Raw genomic sequence first — 21,496 nt, 5'->3', positions numbered from 1 at the left:
AATAACAAAAGACAACATAGATTTAACGAATTCTAAATGAAGCTCATGATAACATTTACTTTCTTTTCTATTACCAAAATAGTCTCGTTTTATCGAATTCATAAATACCCCCCTTTGTATCCTTACTATAGATTACCAACTTAATAAAACCACAATAAATTGGAAAGTTCCAACTTCTGAAGAAATTACAGCACATTTAAACAAAAAAACAAGTTATTTTTATGTTTCACCTACCAAACAACCACCTCTAAACGATAATGCTAAACACAGTTTTTTCAGATTATTCCCATCTAAACATTTCATACTTCTGACGATTTCCTGTAAGGAGACTCGCATCACAAAATGAGTAATCATTATTGCAAGAAACATGCTTTCTTTTGCAACCCATTGAAATTTAAGAACCAATTTCCAATCCGGCATCATCGGCACAGAGCAATATAGATCTTTTACTATCACCCTTTCTTTCCGTAATGACCTAATTTTACGTCATTTCATTAGCAACTCTTCTTGTCTGAACGCTTAACTGAAACCAAGGAATCAATACATAGCATCTGCCGGACGATGAATCAGCACCAATGACTGGGATATATAAGTTCGAGCAAAATCCGAGTTGGAAATTTATCGACGCTCAGTATTCTAACTGTATTGGTGACGAGTTTTGGCGAAGTATTGGGAAACACTTTCGCAGTTAGGTAACTGTTATAGGTAATTTGGCCCTGTCTGTTCCTGCAACCGAGGGCTGGCGCGACTTAGAATGGCATCGACATAATTACATCGCGGAGTTTTGCATGTTTGGTTTAGATGCTTTTCACCTTGCACGGATACAGTTTGCCTTTACCGTATCCTTTCACATTATTTTCCCGGCCATCACCATTGGTCTCGCAAGCTACCTTGCCGTGCTCGAAGGGCTGTGGCTGAAAACAAAAAATCCGGTCTGGCGCTCGCTGTACCATTTCTGGTCGAAGATTTTTGCCGTCAACTTTGGCATGGGCGTGGTCTCCGGGCTGGTGATGGCCTACCAGTTTGGCACCAACTGGAGCGGCTTTTCACAGTTTGCGGGCAGTATTACCGGCCCGCTTCTGACCTACGAAGTGCTTACCGCCTTCTTCCTCGAAGCCGGTTTCCTCGGCGTAATGCTGTTCGGCTGGAACAAAGTCGGGCCTGGGCTGCACTTTTTCGCCACCTGCATGGTGGCGCTGGGAACCATCATCTCCACCTTCTGGATCCTCTCCTCGAACAGCTGGATGCAGACACCGCAGGGCTATGAGATCGTCAACGGTCAGGTGGTACCGGTGGACTGGTTCGCCGTGGTGTTTAACCCCTCCTTCCCTTACCGCCTGCTGCATATGTCGATAGCCGCGTTCCTGAGCAGCGCCCTGTTTGTGGGCGCATCGGCGGCATGGCATCTGCTGCGCGGCAATAATACCCCTGCCATCCGCGCGATGTTTTCGATGGCACTGTGGATGACGCTGATTGTCGCCCCCATCCAGGCCATGGTTGGCGATATGCACGGATTGAACACCTTAAAGCACCAGCCCGCCAAGATTGCCGCCATTGAAGGCCACTGGGAAAATCCGCCGGGTGAGCCGACCCCGCTGCTGCTGTTTGGCTGGCCGGATATGGAGCAGGAGCGCACCCGCTTTGGGCTGGAGATCCCCGCGCTCGGCAGCCTTATTCTGACGCACAGCCTGGATAAACAGGTACCGGCGCTAAAAGAGTTTCCAAAGGAAGACCGCCCGAATTCCACCATCGTCTTCTGGTCGTTCCGCATTATGGCGGGTCTGGGCATGCTGATGCTGCTGCTTGGGGTGACGGCTCTCTGGCTGCGCTATAAAAAGCGCGTTTATTCTTCCCGATCTTTCCTGTGGTTTGCGCTGTTGATGGGACCATCCGGGTTGATTGCTATTCTGGCCGGGTGGATCACCACCGAAGTGGGCCGCCAGCCGTGGGTGGTCTACGGACTCCAGCGAACGAAGGATGCGGTGTCTGCCCATGGCGATCTGCACATGAGCGTGAGCCTGCTGGCCTTCTTCGTCGTCTATACCTCGGTATTCGGCGTGGGTTACAGCTATATGGTGCGCCTCATCCGAAAAGGGCCGCAGCCGCATGAGTCTTTCGCCACCGAGTCCGACGGACGTCCGGCGCGCCCGCTTTCTGCCGTCACAACTGAACACAAGGAGCAACCATAATGGGTATCGATCTTTCCATTATCTGGTTTGTCATCATCGTCTTTGCCACGCTGATGTATATCGTCATGGACGGTTTTGATCTGGGGATCGGCATTCTGTTCCCGGCAACGCAAAACGCCGACGATCGCGACGTGATGGTCAACAGCGTCGCGCCGGTCTGGGACGGAAATGAGACCTGGCTGGTGCTCGGCGGAGCCGCCCTGTTCGGCGCGTTTCCGCTGGCCTATGCGGTCATCGTTGATGCCCTGACCATTCCGCTGACGTTAATGCTGATCGGACTTATTTTCCGCGGGGTAGCATTTGAGTTTCGCTTTAAAGCCACCCCTGCTCACCGTCCCTTTTGGGATAAGGCGTTTATAGGCGGTTCAATTCTGGCGACGTTTACCCAGGGCGTGACGGTAGGCGCCGTCATTAACGGCTTTACCGTCACCGGTCGGGCCTATACCGGCGGTCCCTTTGACTGGTTTACCGCGTTTAACCTGTTTTGCGGCGCGGGGCTGGTGGTGGCTTATGCGCTGTTAGGCTCGACCTGGCTGGTGATGAAAAGCGAAAACGCATTGCAGCAGCGGATGCGTGAGGTGTCAAAAACGCTGTTAATCGTGCTGCTGGCGTTTATTGCGGCGATCAGCCTCTGGACGCCGCTGGCGCAACCGGCCATCGCTGCGCGCTGGTTTACGCTGCCGAATCTGTTTTATCTGCTGCCCGTCCCGGCGCTGGTCGTGATGTTTAGCCTGTACCAGTGGCGCTGCCTGAATAATCCCGACAGCCATAGCCGTCCGTTTATTCTGACGCTGGGGCTGATCTTCCTCGGCTTTAGCGGGCTTGGGATCAGCATCTGGCCGCATATCATTCCACCGTCGATCACCCTGTGGCAGGCCGCCGCACCGACGCAAAGCCAGGGCTTTATGCTGGTGGGCGCGCTGTTGATCATTCCCGTTATTCTGGTCTACACCTTCTGGAGCTACTACGTATTTCGCGGCAAAGTTCAGCATGGGGAGGGTTATCACTGATGCAACAACCGGTCTGGAAAAGATTGCTGTGGCTGGCCATTATCTGGGGCGGCAGCGTACTGGCGCTGGCTGCGGTCAGTATGCTCTTCCGTATGCTGATGACGGCGGCAGGGTTTAAATCGCATTAACGTCATTCCGGGCAACCGCTGCGTTGCCCGGTACCTCCCCCCGCACTTTCAGATAAACCCCATTAACGCACGGCAGAGTATCGTTACACTGGAAAAAGATTCACAGTATTTATAGTTTGAGAAGAAAAATGAAAAAGCTCATTGCGTTAAGCGTTATTAGTCTTGTCCTTACCGGCTGCGTTAATCCGGGTAAAGCCTCCGTTCAGCCGGAGCAACTTCAGAACCACCGCTTTGTGCTGGAAAATGTAAACGGTAAGGCAGTGAAGAGTGCGACAACGCAACCTGAGATCGGTTTTAGCGCGCTGCCAGATATCAGCCTGGTTAATAACATCAGCATTTCTGGCCAGATGTGTAACCGCTTCAACGGACAGGGGAAATTGTCCGAAGGCGAGCTTAAGGTTAAAACGCTGGCCATGACGCGCAAGCTATGTACTGAACCACAGCTGAATGAGCTGGATCAGGCCATCGGCGACATGCTGCGCAAAGGGGCGCAGGTCGACCTGACTGAAGACCAGTTAACGCTGGCCACGGCCGATAAAACGCTGATGTTTAAGCGTGCAGAATAATCAGTAGTTACCGCAGCTACCAACGGCAAGCGACTGTTCGCTACAGCGTTTGCCATTTGGCAAGGCGCACATCCCAATCGCAGAACCATCCAGCTGACGGGCAACCGACAGCGAACCGCCAATCATTGCGCAGTTAGCCTGACCCGAGCTGGACATCGCCGCTTTCATTCCCGGCGCCACGTGGGCTGCCGTTGCCTGCTGAACGGGCTCACTGCTACATGCCGACAACAATAATGCGGCACACCCTAACCAAAATGCTGAGCGCATGCTCTCTCCCCCATGAATAAAGCGAAACCTATGCATAATAGGCATCACATCCCGTGTCGTCGAGAGCGAAAGTGCGTATTTATGCGCTTCAGAAACAATTTCTCGCAATTTTTTCGCCAAAAGTTTGATCTACTCATTGATGGCGAGAATACCGAGGACACAAAAGCGAAAATCGTAAAATCACCCATTTGCTAGAATACACAGATAATATTCAGGGTTTGTTGCCGTAATACAGACCCCTATTTTTTGCGCAATGTAAGGGTGTTGTCCTATGCAAACTATTGACGGTAATGGTGCAGTTGCCTCAGTCGCGTTTCGCACCAGTGAAGTTATCGCCATCTACCCAATTACGCCAAGTTCTACCATGGCTGAGCAGGCGGATGCCTGGGCGGGTAACGGGTTAAAAAACGTCTGGGGCGATGTCCCGCGAGTGGTTGAAATGCAGTCGGAAGCCGGTGCGATTGCCACGGTGCACGGCGCGCTTCAGACCGGCGCGCTTTCCACGTCGTTTACCTCTTCTCAGGGATTGTTGTTAATGATCCCGACGCTGTACAAACTCGCCGGGCAACTGACCCCCTTCGTTCTGCACGTCGCGGCGCGTACCGTTGCCACCCACGCGCTCTCTATCTTTGGCGATCACTCTGACGTGATGGCCGTACGCCAGACCGGCTGCGCGATGCTGTGCGCCAGCAGCGTTCAGGAAGCTCAGGACTTTGCCTTAATTTCGCATATTGCCACGCTCAAAAGCCGCGTGCCGTTTATTCACTTCTTTGATGGTTTCCGCACCTCTCACGAAATCAACAAAATCGTCCCGCTGGCCGACGATACTATCCTGAATCTGCTTCCGCAGACGGACATCGACGCGCATCGCGCCCGGGCCCTTAACCCTGAACACCCGGTTATTCGCGGCACATCGGCGAACCCCGATACCTATTTCCAGTCCCGCGAGGCCACGAACCCGTGGTACAACGCGGTTTACGACCATGTTGAACAGGCGATGAATGACTTTGCCGCCGCGACCGGCCGGGAATACAAACCCTTTGAGTACTACGGCCATCCACAGGCGGAACGGGTCATTGTGTTGATGGGCTCGGCCATCGGCACCTGCGAGGAAGTTGTTGATGAGCTGCTGACGCGCGGCGAAAAAGTTGGCGTGCTTAAAGTACGTCTCTATCGTCCGTTCTCGGCGAAACATCTGCTCTCTGCGCTGCCGGAGACCGCGCGTACCGTTGCGGTGCTCGATCGCACCAAGGAGCCGGGCGCCCAGGCGGAACCGCTGTATCTGGATGTGATGACTGCTCTGGCCGAGGCCTTTAATCACGGCGAACGTGAAACGCTGCCGCGCGTGATCGGGGGTCGCTATGGGTTATCGTCCAAGGAGTTTGGTCCGGACTGCGTGCTGGCGGTATTCAACGAGCTCAGCGAAGCGAAGCCCAAGCCGCGCTTTACCGTCGGCATTTATGATGATGTGACGAATCTGTCCCTGTCGCTGCCGGAAAACACCCTGCCCTCAACCGCCAAACTTGAGGCGCTGTTCTATGGTCTGGGCAGTGACGGCAGCGTCTCTGCGACCAAAAACAACATTAAAATCATCGGTAACTCCACGCCGTGGTACGCCCAGGGGTATTTTGTCTATGACTCCAAGAAAGCCGGCGGTCTGACTGTTTCCCATCTGCGGGTGAGCGAACAGCCCATCCGCTCTGCGTATCTTATTTCTCAGGCTGATTTTGTTGGCTGTCACCAGCTGCAGTTTATCGATAAATACCAGATGGCCGAGCGCCTGAAGCCCGGCGGTATTTTCCTCCTGAATACGCCATACAGCGCGGACGAAGTCTGGGCGCGCCTGCCGCAGGAAGTGCAGGCGGTGCTAAACCAGAAAAAAGCCCGTTTCTATGTGGTTAACGCCGCAAAAATTGCCCGCGAATGTGGCCTTGCTGCACGTATTAATACCGTAATGCAGATGGCCTTCTTCCATCTGACCAATATCCTCCCGGGCGACAGCGCGCTGGTAGAACTGCAGGGTGCGATTGCTAAAAGCTATAGTAGCAAGGGCCAGGAGCTGGTCGAACGTAACTGGCAGGCGCTGGCGCTGGCGCGCGAGTCGCTGTTCGAAGTCCCGCTGCAGCCGGTCAATGCCGCAAGTCCGAACCGCCCTCCGGTCGTGTCCGATGCGGCGCCTGATTTCGTGAAGACCGTGACGGCGGCGATGCTGGCCGGGCTGGGTGATGCCCTGCCCGTCTCTGCGCTGCCGCCGGATGGCACCTGGCCGATGGGCACCACCCGCTGGGAAAAACGAAACATCGCCGAAGCGATCCCCATCTGGAAGGAAGAGCTGTGTACCCAGTGCAACCACTGCGTGGCGGCCTGCCCGCACTCTGCCATTCGCGCCAAAGTGGTGTCACCGGAAGAGATGGAGGCCGCGCCGACCAGCCTGCATTCTCTGGATGTGAAATCCCGCGATATGCGCGGACAGAAATACGTTCTGCAGGTCGCGCCGGAAGATTGCACCGGCTGTAACCTGTGCGTCGAGGTCTGTCCGGCGAAAGACAGGCAGAACCCGGAGATCAAAGCCATCAATATGATGTCGCGTCTGGAGCATGTTGAAGAGGAGAAGGTCAATTATGACTTCTTCCTGAATCTGCCGGAAATCGATCGTAGCAAACTGGAACGCATTGATATTCGTACGTCACAGCTGATTACGCCGCTGTTTGAGTATTCCGGAGCCTGTTCCGGCTGTGGTGAGACGCCGTATATCAAGCTGCTTACCCAGCTGTACGGTGACCGCATGCTGATTGCCAACGCTACTGGCTGTTCGTCTATCTATGGCGGTAACCTGCCCTCCACGCCGTACACCACTGACGCCAACGGTCGCGGTCCCGCGTGGGCAAACTCGCTGTTCGAGGATAACGCCGAATTCGGCCTGGGCTTCCGCCTGACCGTTGACCAGCACCGCGCACGCGTGATGCGCCTGCTGGAACAGTTTGCCGGGCAGATCCCTGCTGAGCTTAATGACGCGCTTCACGCGGACGCATCGCCTGAAGAACGTCGTGAGCAGGTTGCTGAGCTGCGTCGCGCGCTTCAGGGCGTGGCGGGCGCTGAACAGCTGCTGACCGACGCTGACGCCCTGGTCGAAAAATCGATCTGGCTGATTGGTGGTGACGGCTGGGCTTACGATATCGGCTTTGGCGGACTGGATCACGTGTTGAGCCTGACTGAAAACGTCAATATCCTGGTTCTGGATACACAGTGTTATTCCAATACCGGTGGCCAGGCGTCGAAAGCCACACCGTTAGGCGCTGTGACGAAATTCGGTGAACACGGTAAACGCAAGGCGCGCAAAGATCTCGGTGTGAGCATGATGATGTACGGTCACGTTTACGTCGCGCAAATCTCGCTGGGTGCCCAGCTTAACCAGACGGTAAAAGCCATCCAGGAAGCGGAAGCGTATCCTGGCCCGTCGCTGATCATTGCCTACAGCCCGTGCGAAGAGCACGGCTACGATCTGGCACTCAGCCACGATCAAATGCGACAGCTGACCGCGACCGGCTTCTGGCCGCTGTACCGGTTCGACCCGCGCCGTGCGGACGAAGGTAAGTTACCGCTGGCGCTGGACTCTCGTCCACCGTCAGATGCCCTGGCCGAGACGTTAATGCAGGAACAGCGCTTCCGTCGCCTTAACGCGCAGCAGCCGGAAGTGGCCGAACAGCTCTGGAAAGACGCCGCGGCCGATCTGCAAAAACGTTATGATTTCCTGGCGCAGCTGGCGGGTAAAGCCGAAAAATCGACCAGCGACTAGTTTCTCAGCCCGGCATGTCCGGGCTTTTTTTTGCCATAAAAAAACCCGGTGTATTCACACCGGGCGAATCCAGATAATCAATAAATATCTATTTAGTTTCCTAAATATTATTCACGCGAATTATGGATAAATAATCTTAAAGGCATATAACGCCGCCAAGAATAGCTTAATTAACGCCTGATTAATAATTTTAATTTATTATGTTTTGCATTAATACATTCATCAAACAGATGACCATTACCATTGATTTATTCGGTTTAGATTTTACTTAGTTCGTAACAATTATAATTTATTACTCTTACACAGGAGTGATTTAGCATGAGACAACTTTCTCACTCGGGAAGTTCAACAGGTAATTAAATAAAAACAACTGCAAAGGAATATCACAATGCAAAGAAAAGTACTGGCCCTGATGATTCCGGCTCTGTTAATGGCTGGCGCAACTCATGCAGCAGAGATTTATAATAAAGACGGCAACAAATTAGATCTGTACGGAAAAGTAGATGGTCTGCACTATTTCTCCGATGATAAAGGCGCTGACGGGGATCAAACCTATATGCGTCTGGGCTTCAAAGGCGAAACCCAGATCAACGACATGATGACCGGCTACGCACAGTGGGAATACAACATTCAGGCCAATAACACCGAAGGGTCTGATAACCAGTCCTGGACGCGTCTGGCCTTCGCTGGTGTGAAGGTGGGCGACTACGGTTCCTTTGATTACGGTCGTAACTATGGCGTGCTGTACGACGTTGAAGGCTGGACCGATATGCTGCCTGAGTTCGGCGGTGACTCCTACACTAAAGCCGACAACTTCATGACCGGCCGTGCCAACGGCGTGGCCACCTACCGTAACACCGATTTCTATGGTCTGGTGCAGGGTCTGAATTTTGCGCTGCAGTATCAGGGCAAAAATGAAGACGCCAGCAACAATCAGGAAGGTACCAACAACGGTCGCGACACGCGTCACGAGAACGGCGACGGCTTCGGTATCTCTACTACCTATGACTTCGGCATGGGCATTACTGCGGGTGCAGCCTACACCTCTTCTGACCGTACCAACGAGCAGGTGATGCATACCACAGCGGGCGGCGACAAAGCGGATGCATGGACTGCGGGCCTGAAATATGACGCCAATAACATCTATCTGGCGGCAATGTATTCTGAAACCCGCAATATGACGCCGTACGGTGATAACACCGACGCCGTGGCGAACAAAACCCAGAACTTCGAAGTGACCGCGCAGTACCAGTTCGACTTCGGCCTGCGTCCGACCCTTTCATACCTCCAGTCTAAAGGTAAGGATCTGGGCAACGGTCAGGGCGATCAGGATCTGGTTAAATACGCTGACGTAGGCGCGACCTACTACTTCAATAAAAACATGTCCACCTACGTTGATTACAAAATTAACCTGCTGGATGAAGATGACAGCTTCTACAAAAACAACGGCATCGGCACGGATGATGTCGTCGCGTTAGGTCTGGTTTACCAGTTCTAATTGCCAGAGCCCGCATTATGATGCGGGCTCAATTTTTTTTGAAGTACGTCACAAAAGACAGTTTCAGAAAAGGGTTGGTTGAAGGTAAGTTGAAAGAAAACGGGTTAAACTCAGGTGATAGCCCTTTCGTCACTAAGGATAACAGCGTTGTTTGGTCGTGTATCCCTTGCCGTACTTGCCCTTTTAGCCTTGCTGTGGATGGCGTTAATTTTTGATTTTGCTGATATTGTCGGGCACCTCGGCGCTGTGTTAACCCACCTGGATGGCGGTTAACAGGTTTTCCTGGAAAATAAAAAGCCACCAGCAGTGCCGGTGGCGGATAAACGCACAGGTCGCGTTATTTTTTCACCGGTTGAGGCTTTTTATCACCTGATTCAGGCGCCTCTCGCGGATCGTCTTTTTCAACACAGAGCATAGTCTCTCCTGTTTCAGATAACCACCCTCCACTATAGCCAGGCTGATTAAAGAATGGCCAGGCGGCAATTACGCCTCAACTGTCCCTTTCTTGCGAAAAGAGAGATAGCCAAACACCCCGCTGTCTCCATCCGAGGGATGGTTTACCCCGTCCATTACCTTCACCTCAGAGAAATCGAACGGTGAGACGTTTTCAAAGCAGGCAACATTCACGCCGTATTCGTTTGGATTGGAACGCCGCTGATGGAATGTGTAGATCCCGCACACCGAGCAGAAGAAGTGCCGTGCCGTTCCCGTGTTAAAACGGTACTCCGTGAGCTTATCCTCACCTTTTGTCACAGTAATCCCTGACAGCGGCGCAGAGACGACGACCGCACCCCGCATGCGACAAAAAGAACAGCTGCAGCGCCGCGCGGTATTCAGGCCATCCGTGAGCGCAACGGTAAAGGCCACCGCACCGCAATGGCACTGCGCATTACGACATTCAGCCATAGGCTATACCCCTTTTCTCACCAGCTCGGCGGCTTTCACGAAAACCTCGTCTTCTACACCATCGCCTTTTTGCCTGCCCAGCCTGACCAGCTCATCGACAATACTGTTGCGATGGATCGGTTTCTGCGCTGAAACCAGCCCAATGACGGCGGCCCCAATCGCCAGCCCCACTAATCCGGTTTGTTCATCTTTGTTTTTCATATTCATGCTCCTGGTACAAGAGACAAGCGTAGCAGGAATACGGTAAAACGGAATGCCGGGCACATGCTCTGTGAATATTATTTAAACTGTTCAGGCAGGTACGACTTCTAAAATCGACAGATACGAACGGGTGTCTATTATTTTGTTCAACCTCAGATTGGTCTGTTCAAACAAGGCCTGATACTCAGACTCTGTTCGTGCCCGCCCTCCATCAAAACTTGTTAACAGAAGAAGGTCAATTTCAAATCGTCCCTGTTCATTATTTTCTTTTTTAATAAGCGGCTCAAAAATTAATAGCCGGGAGTTTTCTTTCATAGCCTTTCTGCAGCATTGAAGGATCTGAATGGCCTTCTCATCAGGCCAGTCCATCAAAATATATTTAAGCAGGTAAATGTCCGCTACAGGACAGGCTTCAAAAAAGCTCCCCTCAACGGTCTTCCATCGACGATTATCCTTTAACAGGTGCAGTCGATTCCGCTCAAGCACGTCTTTTTGATCGAAGAGGATCCCCGTTAAGGTCGGATTTCGACGTAAAACGGCCAACAATAAGTTACCCAGCCCACCGGCGATATCGGCAACGACTGCGTTTTGAGGGAACGAATAGCTATCTGCGATGACTTCATTCTCTACGGATGACATAGAGGCCTTACCGGCATGAAAAATGTTGCTGTCAGTCATCGTGTCATCATGCTGCCAGTAGTCGTAAAAAGGCTTGCCAAACAAATCATTAAAAACAGGTTTGCCTTGCAATATTTCATCCATTTTAGCCGCTGGCTGCCAGAATGTTGGGTCTGTCAGCATGAGCACCGCCGCACGCAAGGAAAATTCATGCTCAGAACAGAGGAATTGTGCTGAATGGCTAAGACTGTATTCAGCTTCAGATAATTCGTTGAACACCCCGCGAGAGGACAATAAGCGCATGATCCGATGAAGATAGTCGCCATCGACACTAAGCTCCTCCGCCAGTTGCGTAACGGATTTTTTTCCTTCAACCAGACGATCTGCGACCCCTAATACCGCGACCGCCCGAAGTGCTGCCTGCCAGACAAAACCCATGCTTTGCTCTAACAGACACATTCCCTCTTTACGGCTTAGTAAATCCAGACTATTACGTTGCGACATTTTCTGCTCCTTACCAGTAAAGATGTGCTGAACAACTAAAACGCCGCTAGCAAGCGTAAGTCTGGTAGTGAGCTTTATCCATAATGTCAGAAAGGATTATTTGTGCGGTTTCGTACCGTTTAGCATACAGTCCATTTCAATACGTAAAAAAACAGGGCCACTTACTCCTTATTTTGATTAATAACACCACGACACTATTATTTCATAAATGATTACCATGATAGAAGTAATACCTGTCGCGAGACAGACATTTCATCGTTAGAATCTCGGTGCCAGCCCGTATTTTGGCGTTTTGATATTTGCCGCCCAAATTTTGATATCGTTTTGCAGGAGAATAGTGAAATCAGATTTCAAATGCGTCACCATGCCATTAACGCTGTCCGCATCCACCACTGAAAAATGTTCAATTCTGTTCTGCCCTATCTGAACACAATCATATTTGGCGGGCAGGATTTTACCATTCACATTTAGCGGAAGGTTATTATCACCACAAAGGCCTTCAGTAATATATGACACCAGCAAGTTAGCGGATTTTCGCCCTGGCTGAGAAACACTCACCATGACGGGAAAGCCTTCCGAGGTTTGTGTCATATCATAAAGGACCGCATTTTTGATATACCAGGTATTATATTCCCGTTCCTGAAAAGCAGACCAGGAAGGCGCAGAAAAGACAGACAGCACTGCCAGTATAATAGAATTTATTTTCATGGGATGTTGTCTTCCTTGTTGTTGCACGTATTATTCAGATTGTGCAAAAAACAGCAACCACTTAAGAATAGTCCTACTACTATTGGCAGTGATGGAGGATTAATTAACGACGTGCGATGCGCCCCATTTCTTCGTTCCGGACGTTTACCCGCGTTATTTATCCCGATTCATCGTTCGAATCGCTTCCAGACCGACACGCTGTCCAAATGACAGCTCTAACGTATTTCCATCGGGATCGGCAAAAAAGACATAGTAGCCGACGGGATCGCCTACGTTCTCAGGCGCTTTCCTTAGCACGCCTTCAGCGGTAGCCATCGCGGTTTTTCTGTCAATTTCTTCGCGGGTCGCGCAGGCAATACCCAGATGCCCGAAGCTACCCAGCGGCGTATCGGTCACGGTATCGGCCTGTACAAGAACAAGTGCAAAAGGACGAGTATGGTCGCTAAGCCATGCCACTTTTCTTGCATCAGGCATATCGGGTTCACGCAAATGAATGACCTCCATACCGGCATAGCGACGATAGAAGGCAATACTCTTTTCCAGGTCTCTGACCATAAACGCAACATGAGTGAAACCTACATCAATCTCTTTCATTTTAAGATGTTACTCCCTTATCAACTTGCTGCTGGCATCTTAAAAGCTCAAGTTAACTTGATGTCAATACGTTCATAAAGAAGAAACAGGAGAGAAATGGTAAAGCACCGCCATCATGCCGATGCTGGCCACGACGCTTAAGAAAAAGTAGGTTTTGAAGGGCTGCTTTTGGGTTTTATGGCGAAAAAGCTGCTGGCCCACAATGGCGCCAGGCCAACCTCCTGTCACGCCAAATACCAGCAATGTAGCTTCCGGTACCCTGCGCATCCCTTTACGCGCCGCCATTTTATCAGCGCCATACAGAGCCAACGTCAGCACATTGATCAGCAGAAACCACATCACCACAGGATTCGAGGCCAGAAAGCTACCGATCGCAGCAAAGATCAGGAGTAAGTAACAAAAGCGATTGAGGGTCATAGCACAAGCCAGTGGGTTGTTGAGCGGTTTTGGAAGAGGGATTATACGCTATCTTAGAAATGTTTCAGGGTGAAACGCTGATAGCGGGTTAAACCTCATTCCACCCTCACTTTAACTTTTGGCTTCGACAGGAGAACTTTGAGCAGTTCCTTGAAAGGAAGAGGTTTATAGAAGAAAAAGCCTTGTAAAAAACGGATATGATTGCGCGTGAGGTAATCAAGCTGCTCTTCTGTTTCAACACCTTCCGCCACGATGCTAATTGATAGTTTTTTTGCCAACTCCAGCACCGAATCCAGGATCAACGTTGAATCCTCATTCGCGTTAACCCTGGCAACAAAGCTTTGGTCGATTTTAATGTAATCAATATGAAGCGCTTGCAGATAGGATAGACCTGAGTATCCCGTACCAAAGTCATCCAGGGCAATAGCAAATCCGTTGTTATGCAGCTCATTCAGCGTCCTGACGAGATGTTCATCGATGTGGAGCGGTTCGCGCTCGGTCACCTCAACGACAAGATTAAGATCCTGTTGAATAAAACTGTGTTTGTAGTGGAGGCACTCTTCAACAAAGGTGGACGCAACGATATGAGAAGCGCTGAAGTTCATCCCTACGTGGAACCCTTCTGGCAGCAATGTTGAAATAGAATTCATCTGCTTTGCAACCTGTTTCATTAAACTTTGAGTTAACGGAATAATTAACCCTGATTTTTCAGCGAGAGGAATAAAGGACGCGGGAGAAATAAACCCCGATTGCGGATGCTTCCATCTGGCCAGCACTTCTACGCCACGCAAGGTGCCCTCTTTTCCGCTCACGACGGGTTGGTAATAGGGAATAATTTCATTTTTGTAGATGGCAGTACGCAGAGATTCCTCAGGCGAAATATCCTTAGAGAGATAACGCTGCAAAAGATAAGCAGGAAGAGAGGAAATGAGCAACAGAAATAACAACACCCCACCGGCCTGGTCGAATAATCTCGTCAGGCTAAACAGAGGCGGAGCGTTAAATTGAATCGCGAAAGGAAAATCAGCATCTTTTACCGTTAGTACATCTTTGTTCGAATGGGCTGCCGTCAACACATCGCCTGATTGGCCTAAGATACGATCGCCGACGTTCAGTGAATATCCCACGCCGCGTAATGGCATATTCAATGCATCGCGGATATGGCTGTCACTGATGCTCACCATGATTCGGCTTCCGGCATGATTTGTCTGGTATAAGAGAACCGGCAGGCCGTTGACCGTACTTTTCGCTGGAACGAGTAGTAACGATGCTGCAGGCAGCGCAGAGCCGTTAACCAACAACACGCGGTTTCCTGGTAAGGAGGAGCACCAGACCGCATCTTTTTTCAGAATAACGATCGTTCTCAGGTGTGGTTGTAATGCCGCTTCAGTGCCGAGCCGATACTGTCCTTCAGCATCACACTCATTCTCAGCAAGCTGCATTGCAATCTGGGTCGCATGACGGGCTTCTTTAAGAATGACGTTCATGTTCCGCACGACATAGTGCGCCCCTGCAAAGCTGTCAGCCCGTGCAGAATACCAAACCTGTAAATTGATAATAAAAACGCCCAGCAAAAATATTGCCGTGGCTGCAGCTACGGGGATAGATGCATGGCGCATTTAGGGTTCTCGATTAGAGTGAAGTAACCGCTTCAGCGATGCTGAAGCGATTGAATTGTCATCGTCTTAATCATGGTAGATAACATAATAATTACCATGTCAGGCGTCGAAAATTTTCATTCAGACCCGAATATTTGGTCTGCTCCCATGGCGCAATAAACAACATCATCGAGGGGAAAGATATAAGGCCACCGAATGGCAGCCCTGCTGATACGTTTTCATTAATTTCAGGTAGACTGAGAGCCAGATCAAAACGACACCCTGACACTTCATCGCAAGCCGCTTAAAGCGAGGCCACTTCCGTTTCTGGTAAATCAATGATAACCAGTGTGCCAAAACTGCCTGTTTCGACAGTATGGGGAGTGCCAGCTTTGGCTACATAAAGTTGTCCAGACGTCACAGAGATTTTTTTACCCTTCACGCTCAGCTCCAGACGCCCATCAATGACCAGTAACCCCTCGTCATACTCATGAACCTCTTCAATCACTGAGCGTTCATCCATTCGTAAAACTTTGAGATTCGCAGTTCCAATGCGGCCTAATACATGAGAGTGCCAGGCCTCCGGTAATGCAAGTGCTTCGGTTTTGAGGTCATAAAGCGACATAACGTCATTCCTTTTGATGTTCGTTTAACGCTCTTATGCCATACAAGTTTCCTCCCGTCATAGAACAAATATGGAAAACCAGGACGAGTAATGTGCTATAGGAGGCCTTGAAACCACAGCGCACGCTGACAGTGTTGCAACGCCAGATATAACCTCGCTGCAAAACGTGCTGGTATTCGCCGCCGGAATCCGTACCATACGCGGCATACAATTTTTGCCCCTGCTGGCTCCGAAGGTAGTACTCAATGCAAGAGAATCAAGAGATTAACAAAAAAGAGCAATACAACCTGAATAAGCTGCGCTGATTTTGTCAACTCATTGATATTATTTGTTTTATCAATCTATTCAAGTAGTTATAACATAATAGCATCTCCCTAAAGCTACCCAGAACTACAATTTTAGTGCCCTTTTTTTGCCCCTATTTCGCATTTTTGCCCCCAAATTTGCCCCTAACTTTAGCCAGTGCGCCACCCTTATTCTCCCTGCCCTATACTTTAAGTCTGATATCTGGTTCGAGATTTCTATGTGTGGACGTTTTGCACAAGCTCAAACGCGTGAAGAATATCTGGCTTACCTGGCCGATGAAGCCGATCGCGACATCGCATACGACCCTGAGCCTATTGGACGTTACAACGTGGCGCCAGGCACGAAAGTCCTGTTGCTGAGCGAACGAGACGAGCAGTTACATCTTGATCCTATGTTCTGGGGTTACGCGCCAGGGTGGTGGGATAAACCACCACTAATTAACGCGCGTGTCGAGACAGCGGCCACCAGCAGGATCTTCAAACCTCTCTGGCAGCATGGCCGAGCAATCTGCTTTGCTGATGGATGGTTCGAGTGGAAGAAGGAAGGCGGCAAGAAGCAGCCATATTTCATTCACCGGGCAGACGGTCAGCCGATTTTTATGGCGGCAATTGGTAGCACACCATTCGAATACGGCGATGAAGCAGAAGGTTTTCTCATCGTGACAGCTGCAGCTGACAAAGGTTTGGTCGACATTCATGACCGTAGGCCACTGGTTCTGTCGCCTGAAGCGGCCCGGGAATGGATGCGCAAGGATATAGGCGGGAAAGAAGCTGAAGTGATCGCCGCCGATAGCGCTGTGCCAGCCGATAAGTTTATCTGGCACGCCGTGACGCGCGCCGTGGGTAATGTTATGAGCCAGGGTAAAAATCTTATAAATCCCTTAGTCTGATTTTTTACTATTTCTCTCCTTTTCTCTTTGCATTTTTAAAATCTCAATAAGCGTTGACATTTGCTCATTTTTGCTCTTGCGAATACTTGTTTCAATTTGCTCTCTCTCATGCTTTATAGCTCGTTCAAACAATATGTAAACTCCTGCCATAGTTAATATTAACAATATAAAGGCAGTCCAAGAAAAGTTTAAAACTAAAAAAACAACAGCAAATAACATACTGTACATCGCAGTAAGAGGAACCCAACTGAAATATTTCGATCTGTTTAACATGTTAAGAAAGTCGGGGTCTTTATTAGAGACCAAAATCAAGAATGCCAGTGAAGCATTAGTGACCAGACTGATCCCAAACAGCACGACAGAAAACTGGAGCGAAATTGAAAATTCCGCTGGTTTACCTGCACTGAAGAGGGAAAAGTAAAATGCTATTGATAAAGCTGCAAATCCATTAAAGACCCATAATTGAGCAGCAACAAATGCTTTGCTAAGAAAATACTTGTTAATATCCATATGTTAATGACACCTCGAATCGGGGTACGTCTAAGATGATGTAGACAATAGTATTTGTGTTATCTTATTACTAATAAGTCAGAAAATCTCGTAGTATATCGAGGCGACAACATTTCTCGCTTCATCTGCCATTGCTGCTGAATGCCCTGCCCTGCAAAGTAGAGCGTGCCCTTTCCGCCCTTGGCATTGAGCTGGTCAAGGACCTGCATCAGCTGCGCGCTGTCTTCGCGGGGCGCGTTCTCGTCGAAGAGATTTAGCTGAGCTACACCCTGGCTAAAGAAGTCACCCAACATAATTCCAGCTTTCTGGTACCGGTGACCATCCTTCCAGATTTTGTCCAGGCACTTTACCACAGCGTTGATGATATCGCGGGAATCCTGAGTGGGGGTAAGAAGCTTCATGGACGCACTGTTGCCGTAATACGGCTCGTTAAGCGCAAAGGGAGAGGTTTTCACAAATGCAGAGATGAAGCGGCAATATTGATGCTCACCGCGAAGTTTTTCGGCACCACGCGCCGCATAGCTGCAAATAGCCTGGCGCATCTGTTCGTACTCGGTAACGCGTTCACCGAAAGACCTGCTGCAGACAATTTCCTGCTTTGCTGGTGCAAACTCCTCCAGCTCCAGACATGGTTCGCCGCGCAACTCCCGGACAGTTCGCTCGAGCACTACGTTAAAGTGTTTACGGATAATCCATGTGCTTTGTTCTGAGAGGTCCAGAGCCGTTTTGATGCCCATGGCGTTCAACTTCTTACTAATGCGCCTGCCGACGCCCCAGACATCCTCCACAGGCACAATTGCCAATAACCGACGCTGGCGATCGATATTGGACAAATCAACAACTCCACCCGTCTGCCTCTGCCATTTCTTTGCGGCGTGGTTGGCGAGTTTAGCGAGTGTTTTTGTCTGTGCGATGCCAACCCCAACTGTCAGGTGCGTACGCTTCAGAACGGTAGCGCGGATCTCTTTGCCGAACTCCGTAAGGTCCCGGCAGTTGCGAACACCTGTCAGGTCGCAAAAAGCTTCATCGATACTGTAAATTTCGACGCGGGGGCTCATTTCCTCAAGCGTCGTCATTACCCGGTTCGACATGTCTGCGTACAGCTCGTAGTTGCTGCTGAAGCAAACAACCCCAGCGCGCCGGAATAAGTCCTTTTGCTTGAAGAAAGGCTCTCCCATTGTAATTCCAGCGACCTTAGCCTCGGCACTGCGTGCGATTACACAGCCATCGTTATTCGAGAGAACGACAACCGGGCGCCCTCTCAGGTCAGGCCTGAATACGGTCTCGCATGAAGCGTAGAACGAATTCACATCACAGAGCGCAAACATACTCAGCTCGCCGATTTGACGATGAAAGTAACAACGCCGAACACATTAAGCGTGTCCTCGCTGCCGACAATAATCGGCGAGTAAGCGCTGTTCATAGGATTGAGCTGCACGGTCGGGCGCAGTTGCAGGCGCTTAACAGTGAACTCACCTTCCACCGCGGCGATGACAATGTCACCATGCTCAGCTGTGTGCGAGCTGTCCACCACCAGCAGATCACCATCGCTGATCCCGGCTTCGATCATTGAATCACCTGCGGCTTTGACGAAATAGGTGGAGCTCGGATGAGCGACAAGTAACTCATTGAGATCGATACGCTGTTCAACGTAATCAGCTGCGGGGCTTGGGAAACCACACTGAACTAAGTCACTGAATAGCGGGAGAGCGATAATTTCTCGCAGTTCTGTTGGCCTAATGAAGTCCATTGCGCACACCTCAAATACTGTTTTTATATACAGTAGTTTTCTTTTTGAGGGTTCGCAATACTGCGGATTCCTTATGGCTGTACAAAGCTTCACCGCTTCGCTTGTAAGTTTCTATCTCTCCTCGAATTATAACCTTTGTAAATTTTTCGAGTTCTGACTCAGATGCGTATATTTAGACCAACCCTGAGTGATCTCCGCCAGCAAAAGGCATTGGGCATTACCGGCATCACCGCTACTTACTACCAAACTGGTGTATAACTAACCTACCTTACACTGAAAAATTAGTAGGTTAACCAGCCGTTTATTATCTATTATCATTCCGGCGAATTGATAATCGAGAACAGGAGTAAGAGCTTGCAGATTTGCATGATGGATTATGGCCGGCTGTCGTCAGATGGGAAAACGCTCAAGCTGGACTGTTATGGTATTGGATCATTTGACGTTCTGTCAGGGATCGAACGATATATCAACAATCCTAACTGCTCAGATATTGAAAAAGCCGCGATTCCACCCGGTACTTACTGGATTGTTGATCGACCCACTGGCAGTTTCGTTAACCAGGCGAGAGCTGAAATAATTGATCTGGCACACCTGTATAAAAACCATCACTCTGAATGGTTCGGTTTGTACAGTGCGCAAACCATGAGCGATTACGTCTATGTTAACGGTACGAAACGTGGCAGTTTCAGACTCCATCCTCTCAATACTGATGGTTCTGGTGTATCGTGGGGCTGCATCACCCTTTACAGAGCAGCCGATTTCCAGATTCTTCGTAATGCATTACTCAAACGGAAAAAAGTGACTGTACCCGGCGGAAAAGGATTAATGGCATACGGGCGTATTGATGTACGTGGTGTTCCTGACTTCAGTAAATGTGGTGTGAGATGAAAATCATAATATTCGTTACTTTGCTTATTGTCTGTTTTATCCTCATCCCAGATAGCTGGATTAATGATGTTTTCATGCAACATCTTCGGATATCAGGTGATGGAGAAGAGGCCATGAATAACTATGATTTCACAATAATTTTGATTAAATTTTCTCTGTCCGCATTAATAGCGTTCTTGCTGATAAGACTGAAGAAACTTCTGAAGAAATGATTTTTGGTCATCAGAATTATCGATGCCGCCGCTGCTTGTTCTTTCGATTGGGCCGCGGCGCTAAACTTCCATGACTAAGAAAATTTTTTCTTAAGCTCATCAAGTTCTTTCTGTGTTTTTTCCAACTGCTTAATGACGTAATTGAGAGCCAGTGCTGTATCGAGCATGATAACGTTGTTATCCAGTGCCAACGTATCATCAGCATCAACCCTGTTTCCTTCACTATCAAACCTTGGCGCCGCAGGGACCAGCTTTACGTACTCACTATCAATCTTCATGACGTCCTGAGCGATTACACCCCGGCGAACTCTCTCACGAGGGTCATCGTTGTAGACGTAAGTTGCTGGCAGGAATTTCTTGATATTCTCGTATGACTGATAACCATCATCATATTTAATATCGTGCTTCAGCGTAATGTCACAGTTAGGCTGCTTTTGGAAAATATAGTTACCCGGGATCCCTTGAATGTATTTTTGCGCCTGAGTTCCAGAACGAAACTCCCAAGCCACACCGCTGAAGTTCTGTGAACCATCAGTGTTCTCAAGTGCGGTGCCATCGAGATAAATATCGCGCGCAGTAAGGCCTCCAGCAAACTCCCCCTCACCCAGCGCGAGAAGGATTTTTGCCTTGGCTACTGACTGCAGATCGTCTGGCTGTTCTGTAGGAGTCCTTGAGCTTGAACTGCCGCCCTTGCGGCCTTTAATAGCGGTTGCTATAGCCATATTGCGCCCATAAAAAAAGCCACCCGGAGGTGGCTTATTGAAATGTATTTAATCTAATAGAATTCAACTTTCGTATTCGCTGTCATTAATACTGGCTTCGGCACAGGATTCCCTGCGCTCTGCATTGTTACTTTACATATTTCAGGAACAAGCTTTTCGCTATAATGACAAGTATTCGTTGCTGTATAGCCTTCCGAGTAAACTGATGTGTTTATAATTTTATAATCAAGAGGCTTCCTGTCTTTATCAACATAAGATATTTCGTTGTTAGAAAGGACCTTACCAGAACCATAAAACTCAGAACGTATCAAATTAGAATTATCATCATAAAAATGCTCAGATATTTTCTTACCCAAAAAATAGGTGTCTTTAATTAAGCCATTCGAGTAAAGACTATATCGCAACTCGTCACCATTTTCATTTTTAGTCAAAATATTACATTTTTCATCGAGCTGTATAGAGAAAGGCTTACCATCTCTTTGGCCAACAAGACTTCCATTGCTATTTTTTAGATTTGTTTCATGACCAGACGAAACGTTATCAAGATCTAAGCTTTCGACACAACCATTCTTAGCTAGTCTGATGGCGATTTTA

24 protein-coding genes and 2 pseudogenes are annotated in these 21,496 nt (G+C 49.4%); 10 read left to right on the top strand and 16 right to left on the bottom strand.

What is annotated here, in order from left to right; genetic code table 11:
• Positions 1-788: 788 nt before the first annotated feature.
• From AC0TOY_RS01655 to hslJ, 4 genes are all read left to right on the top strand, one after another.
• The gene (locus tag AC0TOY_RS01655) at positions 789-2,189 is read left to right on the top strand and encodes a cytochrome ubiquinol oxidase subunit I (RefSeq protein WP_048991971.1); all 1,401 of its coding nucleotides are present in this window, start codon (positions 789-791) and stop codon (positions 2,187-2,189) included.
• Positions 2,189-3,199, top strand: coding sequence for a cytochrome d ubiquinol oxidase subunit II (gene cydB / locus AC0TOY_RS01650; RefSeq protein ID WP_248164810.1), 1,011 nt, complete (start codon positions 2,189-2,191; stop codon positions 3,197-3,199). The genes AC0TOY_RS01655 and cydB overlap by 1 nt, the downstream gene beginning before the upstream one ends.
• Entirely contained in the window at positions 3,199-3,327 is a 129-nt protein-coding gene (locus AC0TOY_RS01645) for a DUF2474 domain-containing protein (RefSeq protein WP_008501283.1), read from the top strand. The genes cydB and AC0TOY_RS01645 overlap by 1 nt, the downstream gene beginning before the upstream one ends.
• Before the next feature lie 128 nt (positions 3,328-3,455).
• Positions 3,456-3,893 carry a heat shock protein HslJ gene (gene hslJ, locus AC0TOY_RS01640; protein WP_024907233.1) on the top strand — a complete coding sequence of 146 codons (438 nt, stop codon included), beginning with the start codon at positions 3,456-3,458 and terminating at the stop codon, positions 3,891-3,893.
• On the opposite strand, the gene AC0TOY_RS01635 is transcribed toward hslJ, so the two are convergent.
• Positions 3,894-4,160, bottom strand: coding sequence for a putative hemolysin (locus tag AC0TOY_RS01635; RefSeq protein WP_024907232.1), 267 nt, complete (start codon positions 4,158-4,160; stop codon positions 3,894-3,896).
• A gap of 271 nt (positions 4,161-4,431) precedes the next feature.
• Between AC0TOY_RS01635 and nifJ the strand changes: the two genes are divergently transcribed.
• The 3 genes from nifJ to AC0TOY_RS01620 all read left to right on the top strand — a co-directional run bounded on the left by nifJ (position 4,432) and on the right by AC0TOY_RS01620 (position 9,727).
• Positions 4,432-7,956 carry a pyruvate:ferredoxin (flavodoxin) oxidoreductase gene (nifJ, locus tag AC0TOY_RS01630; protein ID WP_473721416.1) on the top strand — a complete coding sequence of 1,175 codons (3,525 nt, stop codon included), beginning with the start codon at positions 4,432-4,434 and terminating at the stop codon, positions 7,954-7,956.
• Positions 7,957-8,344: 388 nt separating this feature from the next.
• A complete protein-coding gene (ompC, locus tag AC0TOY_RS01625; protein WP_024907230.1) occupies positions 8,345-9,454 on the top strand; it encodes a porin OmpC in 1,110 nt (369 codons plus the stop codon).
• 147 nt (positions 9,455-9,601) lie between these two features.
• Positions 9,602-9,727, top strand: coding sequence for a hypothetical protein (locus AC0TOY_RS01620; RefSeq protein WP_265589641.1), 126 nt, complete (start codon positions 9,602-9,604; stop codon positions 9,725-9,727).
• Positions 9,728-9,791: 64 nt separating this feature from the next.
• On the opposite strand, the gene AC0TOY_RS01615 is transcribed toward AC0TOY_RS01620, so the two are convergent.
• The 9 genes from AC0TOY_RS01615 to AC0TOY_RS01575 all read right to left on the bottom strand — a co-directional run bounded on the left by AC0TOY_RS01615 (position 9,792) and on the right by AC0TOY_RS01575 (position 15,625).
• Positions 9,792-9,869: a hypothetical protein gene (locus AC0TOY_RS01615; protein ID WP_223239581.1), complete on the bottom strand. Its 78-nt coding sequence runs from the start codon at positions 9,867-9,869 to the stop codon at positions 9,792-9,794.
• A gap of 68 nt (positions 9,870-9,937) precedes the next feature.
• Positions 9,938-10,360: a GFA family protein gene (locus AC0TOY_RS01610; RefSeq protein WP_032647497.1), complete on the bottom strand. Its 423-nt coding sequence runs from the start codon at positions 10,358-10,360 to the stop codon at positions 9,938-9,940.
• A gap of 3 nt (positions 10,361-10,363) precedes the next feature.
• Positions 10,364-10,561 (bottom strand): hypothetical protein, encoded by a 198-nt coding sequence (locus AC0TOY_RS01605; RefSeq protein ID WP_023312007.1) that lies wholly within the window; start codon positions 10,559-10,561, stop codon positions 10,364-10,366.
• Positions 10,562-10,651: 90 nt separating this feature from the next.
• Entirely contained in the window at positions 10,652-11,683 is a 1,032-nt protein-coding gene (locus AC0TOY_RS01600; protein WP_473721415.1) for a methyltransferase, read from the bottom strand.
• A gap of 258 nt (positions 11,684-11,941) precedes the next feature.
• On the bottom strand, positions 11,942-12,391 hold the full coding sequence (locus AC0TOY_RS01595; protein WP_090416736.1) for a hypothetical protein: 450 nt from the start codon (positions 12,389-12,391) through the stop codon (positions 11,942-11,944).
• A 153-nt stretch (positions 12,392-12,544) separates the two neighbouring features.
• Positions 12,545-12,985, bottom strand: coding sequence for a VOC family protein (locus AC0TOY_RS01590; RefSeq protein WP_024907226.1), 441 nt, complete (start codon positions 12,983-12,985; stop codon positions 12,545-12,547).
• 72 nt (positions 12,986-13,057) lie between these two features.
• The gene (locus AC0TOY_RS01585) at positions 13,058-13,402 is read right to left on the bottom strand and encodes a DUF1294 domain-containing protein (protein WP_473721414.1); all 345 of its coding nucleotides are present in this window, start codon (positions 13,400-13,402) and stop codon (positions 13,058-13,060) included.
• Between the two features lie 95 nt (positions 13,403-13,497).
• Complete coding sequence (locus AC0TOY_RS01580) at positions 13,498-15,021, bottom strand: EAL domain-containing protein (RefSeq protein ID WP_473721413.1); 1,524 nt, start codon at positions 15,019-15,021, stop codon at positions 13,498-13,500.
• Between the two features lie 283 nt (positions 15,022-15,304).
• Positions 15,305-15,625 carry a cupin domain-containing protein gene (locus AC0TOY_RS01575; protein WP_090416733.1) on the bottom strand — a complete coding sequence of 107 codons (321 nt, stop codon included), beginning with the start codon at positions 15,623-15,625 and terminating at the stop codon, positions 15,305-15,307.
• 141 nt (positions 15,626-15,766) lie between these two features.
• Here AC0TOY_RS01575 and AC0TOY_RS01570 point away from each other — a divergent pair.
• Positions 15,767-15,835 (top strand): annotated as a pseudogene (locus tag AC0TOY_RS01570) (hypothetical protein); the annotation flags it as partial.
• 313 nt (positions 15,836-16,148) lie between these two features.
• A complete protein-coding gene (locus AC0TOY_RS01565; RefSeq protein ID WP_473721412.1) occupies positions 16,149-16,820 on the top strand; it encodes an SOS response-associated peptidase in 672 nt (223 codons plus the stop codon).
• Here the strand turns inward: AC0TOY_RS01565 and AC0TOY_RS01560 are convergent.
• Genes AC0TOY_RS01560 through AC0TOY_RS01550 form a run of 3 tightly spaced genes read right to left on the bottom strand, consistent with a single transcriptional unit; the run spans position 16,812 to position 19,080 of the window.
• The gene (locus AC0TOY_RS01560; RefSeq protein WP_473721411.1) at positions 16,812-17,330 is read right to left on the bottom strand and encodes a hypothetical protein; all 519 of its coding nucleotides are present in this window, start codon (positions 17,328-17,330) and stop codon (positions 16,812-16,814) included. The genes AC0TOY_RS01565 and AC0TOY_RS01560 overlap by 9 nt on opposite strands.
• Positions 17,331-17,389: 59 nt before the next feature.
• On the bottom strand, positions 17,390-18,658 hold the full coding sequence (locus tag AC0TOY_RS01555) for a Y-family DNA polymerase (protein ID WP_473721410.1): 1,269 nt from the start codon (positions 18,656-18,658) through the stop codon (positions 17,390-17,392).
• Positions 18,659-18,660: 2 nt separating this feature from the next.
• Positions 18,661-19,080 (bottom strand): translesion error-prone DNA polymerase V autoproteolytic subunit, encoded by a 420-nt coding sequence (locus AC0TOY_RS01550; RefSeq protein WP_473721409.1) that lies wholly within the window; start codon positions 19,078-19,080, stop codon positions 18,661-18,663.
• A gap of 354 nt (positions 19,081-19,434) precedes the next feature.
• On the opposite strand from AC0TOY_RS01550, the gene AC0TOY_RS01545 reads away from it, so the two are divergent.
• Complete coding sequence (locus AC0TOY_RS01545) at positions 19,435-19,968, top strand: DUF2778 domain-containing protein (RefSeq protein ID WP_063440026.1); 534 nt, start codon at positions 19,435-19,437, stop codon at positions 19,966-19,968.
• 286 nt (positions 19,969-20,254) lie between these two features.
• On the opposite strand, the gene AC0TOY_RS01540 is transcribed toward AC0TOY_RS01545, so the two are convergent.
• The 3 genes and pseudogenes from AC0TOY_RS01540 to AC0TOY_RS01530 all read right to left on the bottom strand — a co-directional run.
• Positions 20,255-20,590 (bottom strand): tail fiber domain-containing protein, encoded by a 336-nt coding sequence (locus AC0TOY_RS01540; RefSeq protein WP_473721433.1) that lies wholly within the window; start codon positions 20,588-20,590, stop codon positions 20,255-20,257.
• A gap of 39 nt (positions 20,591-20,629) precedes the next feature.
• Positions 20,630-20,902 (bottom strand): annotated as a pseudogene (locus AC0TOY_RS01535) (hypothetical protein); the annotation flags it as partial.
• Positions 20,903-20,955: 53 nt separating this feature from the next.
• Positions 20,956-21,496, bottom strand: a 541-nt coding sequence (locus AC0TOY_RS01530; protein ID WP_473721408.1) for a YnfC family lipoprotein, incomplete at its 5' end; no start/stop codon positions are given.

The organism is Enterobacter sp. PL_is379 (assembly GCF_055817355.1).
This window is presented reverse-complemented; position numbering and strand designations above follow the sequence as displayed.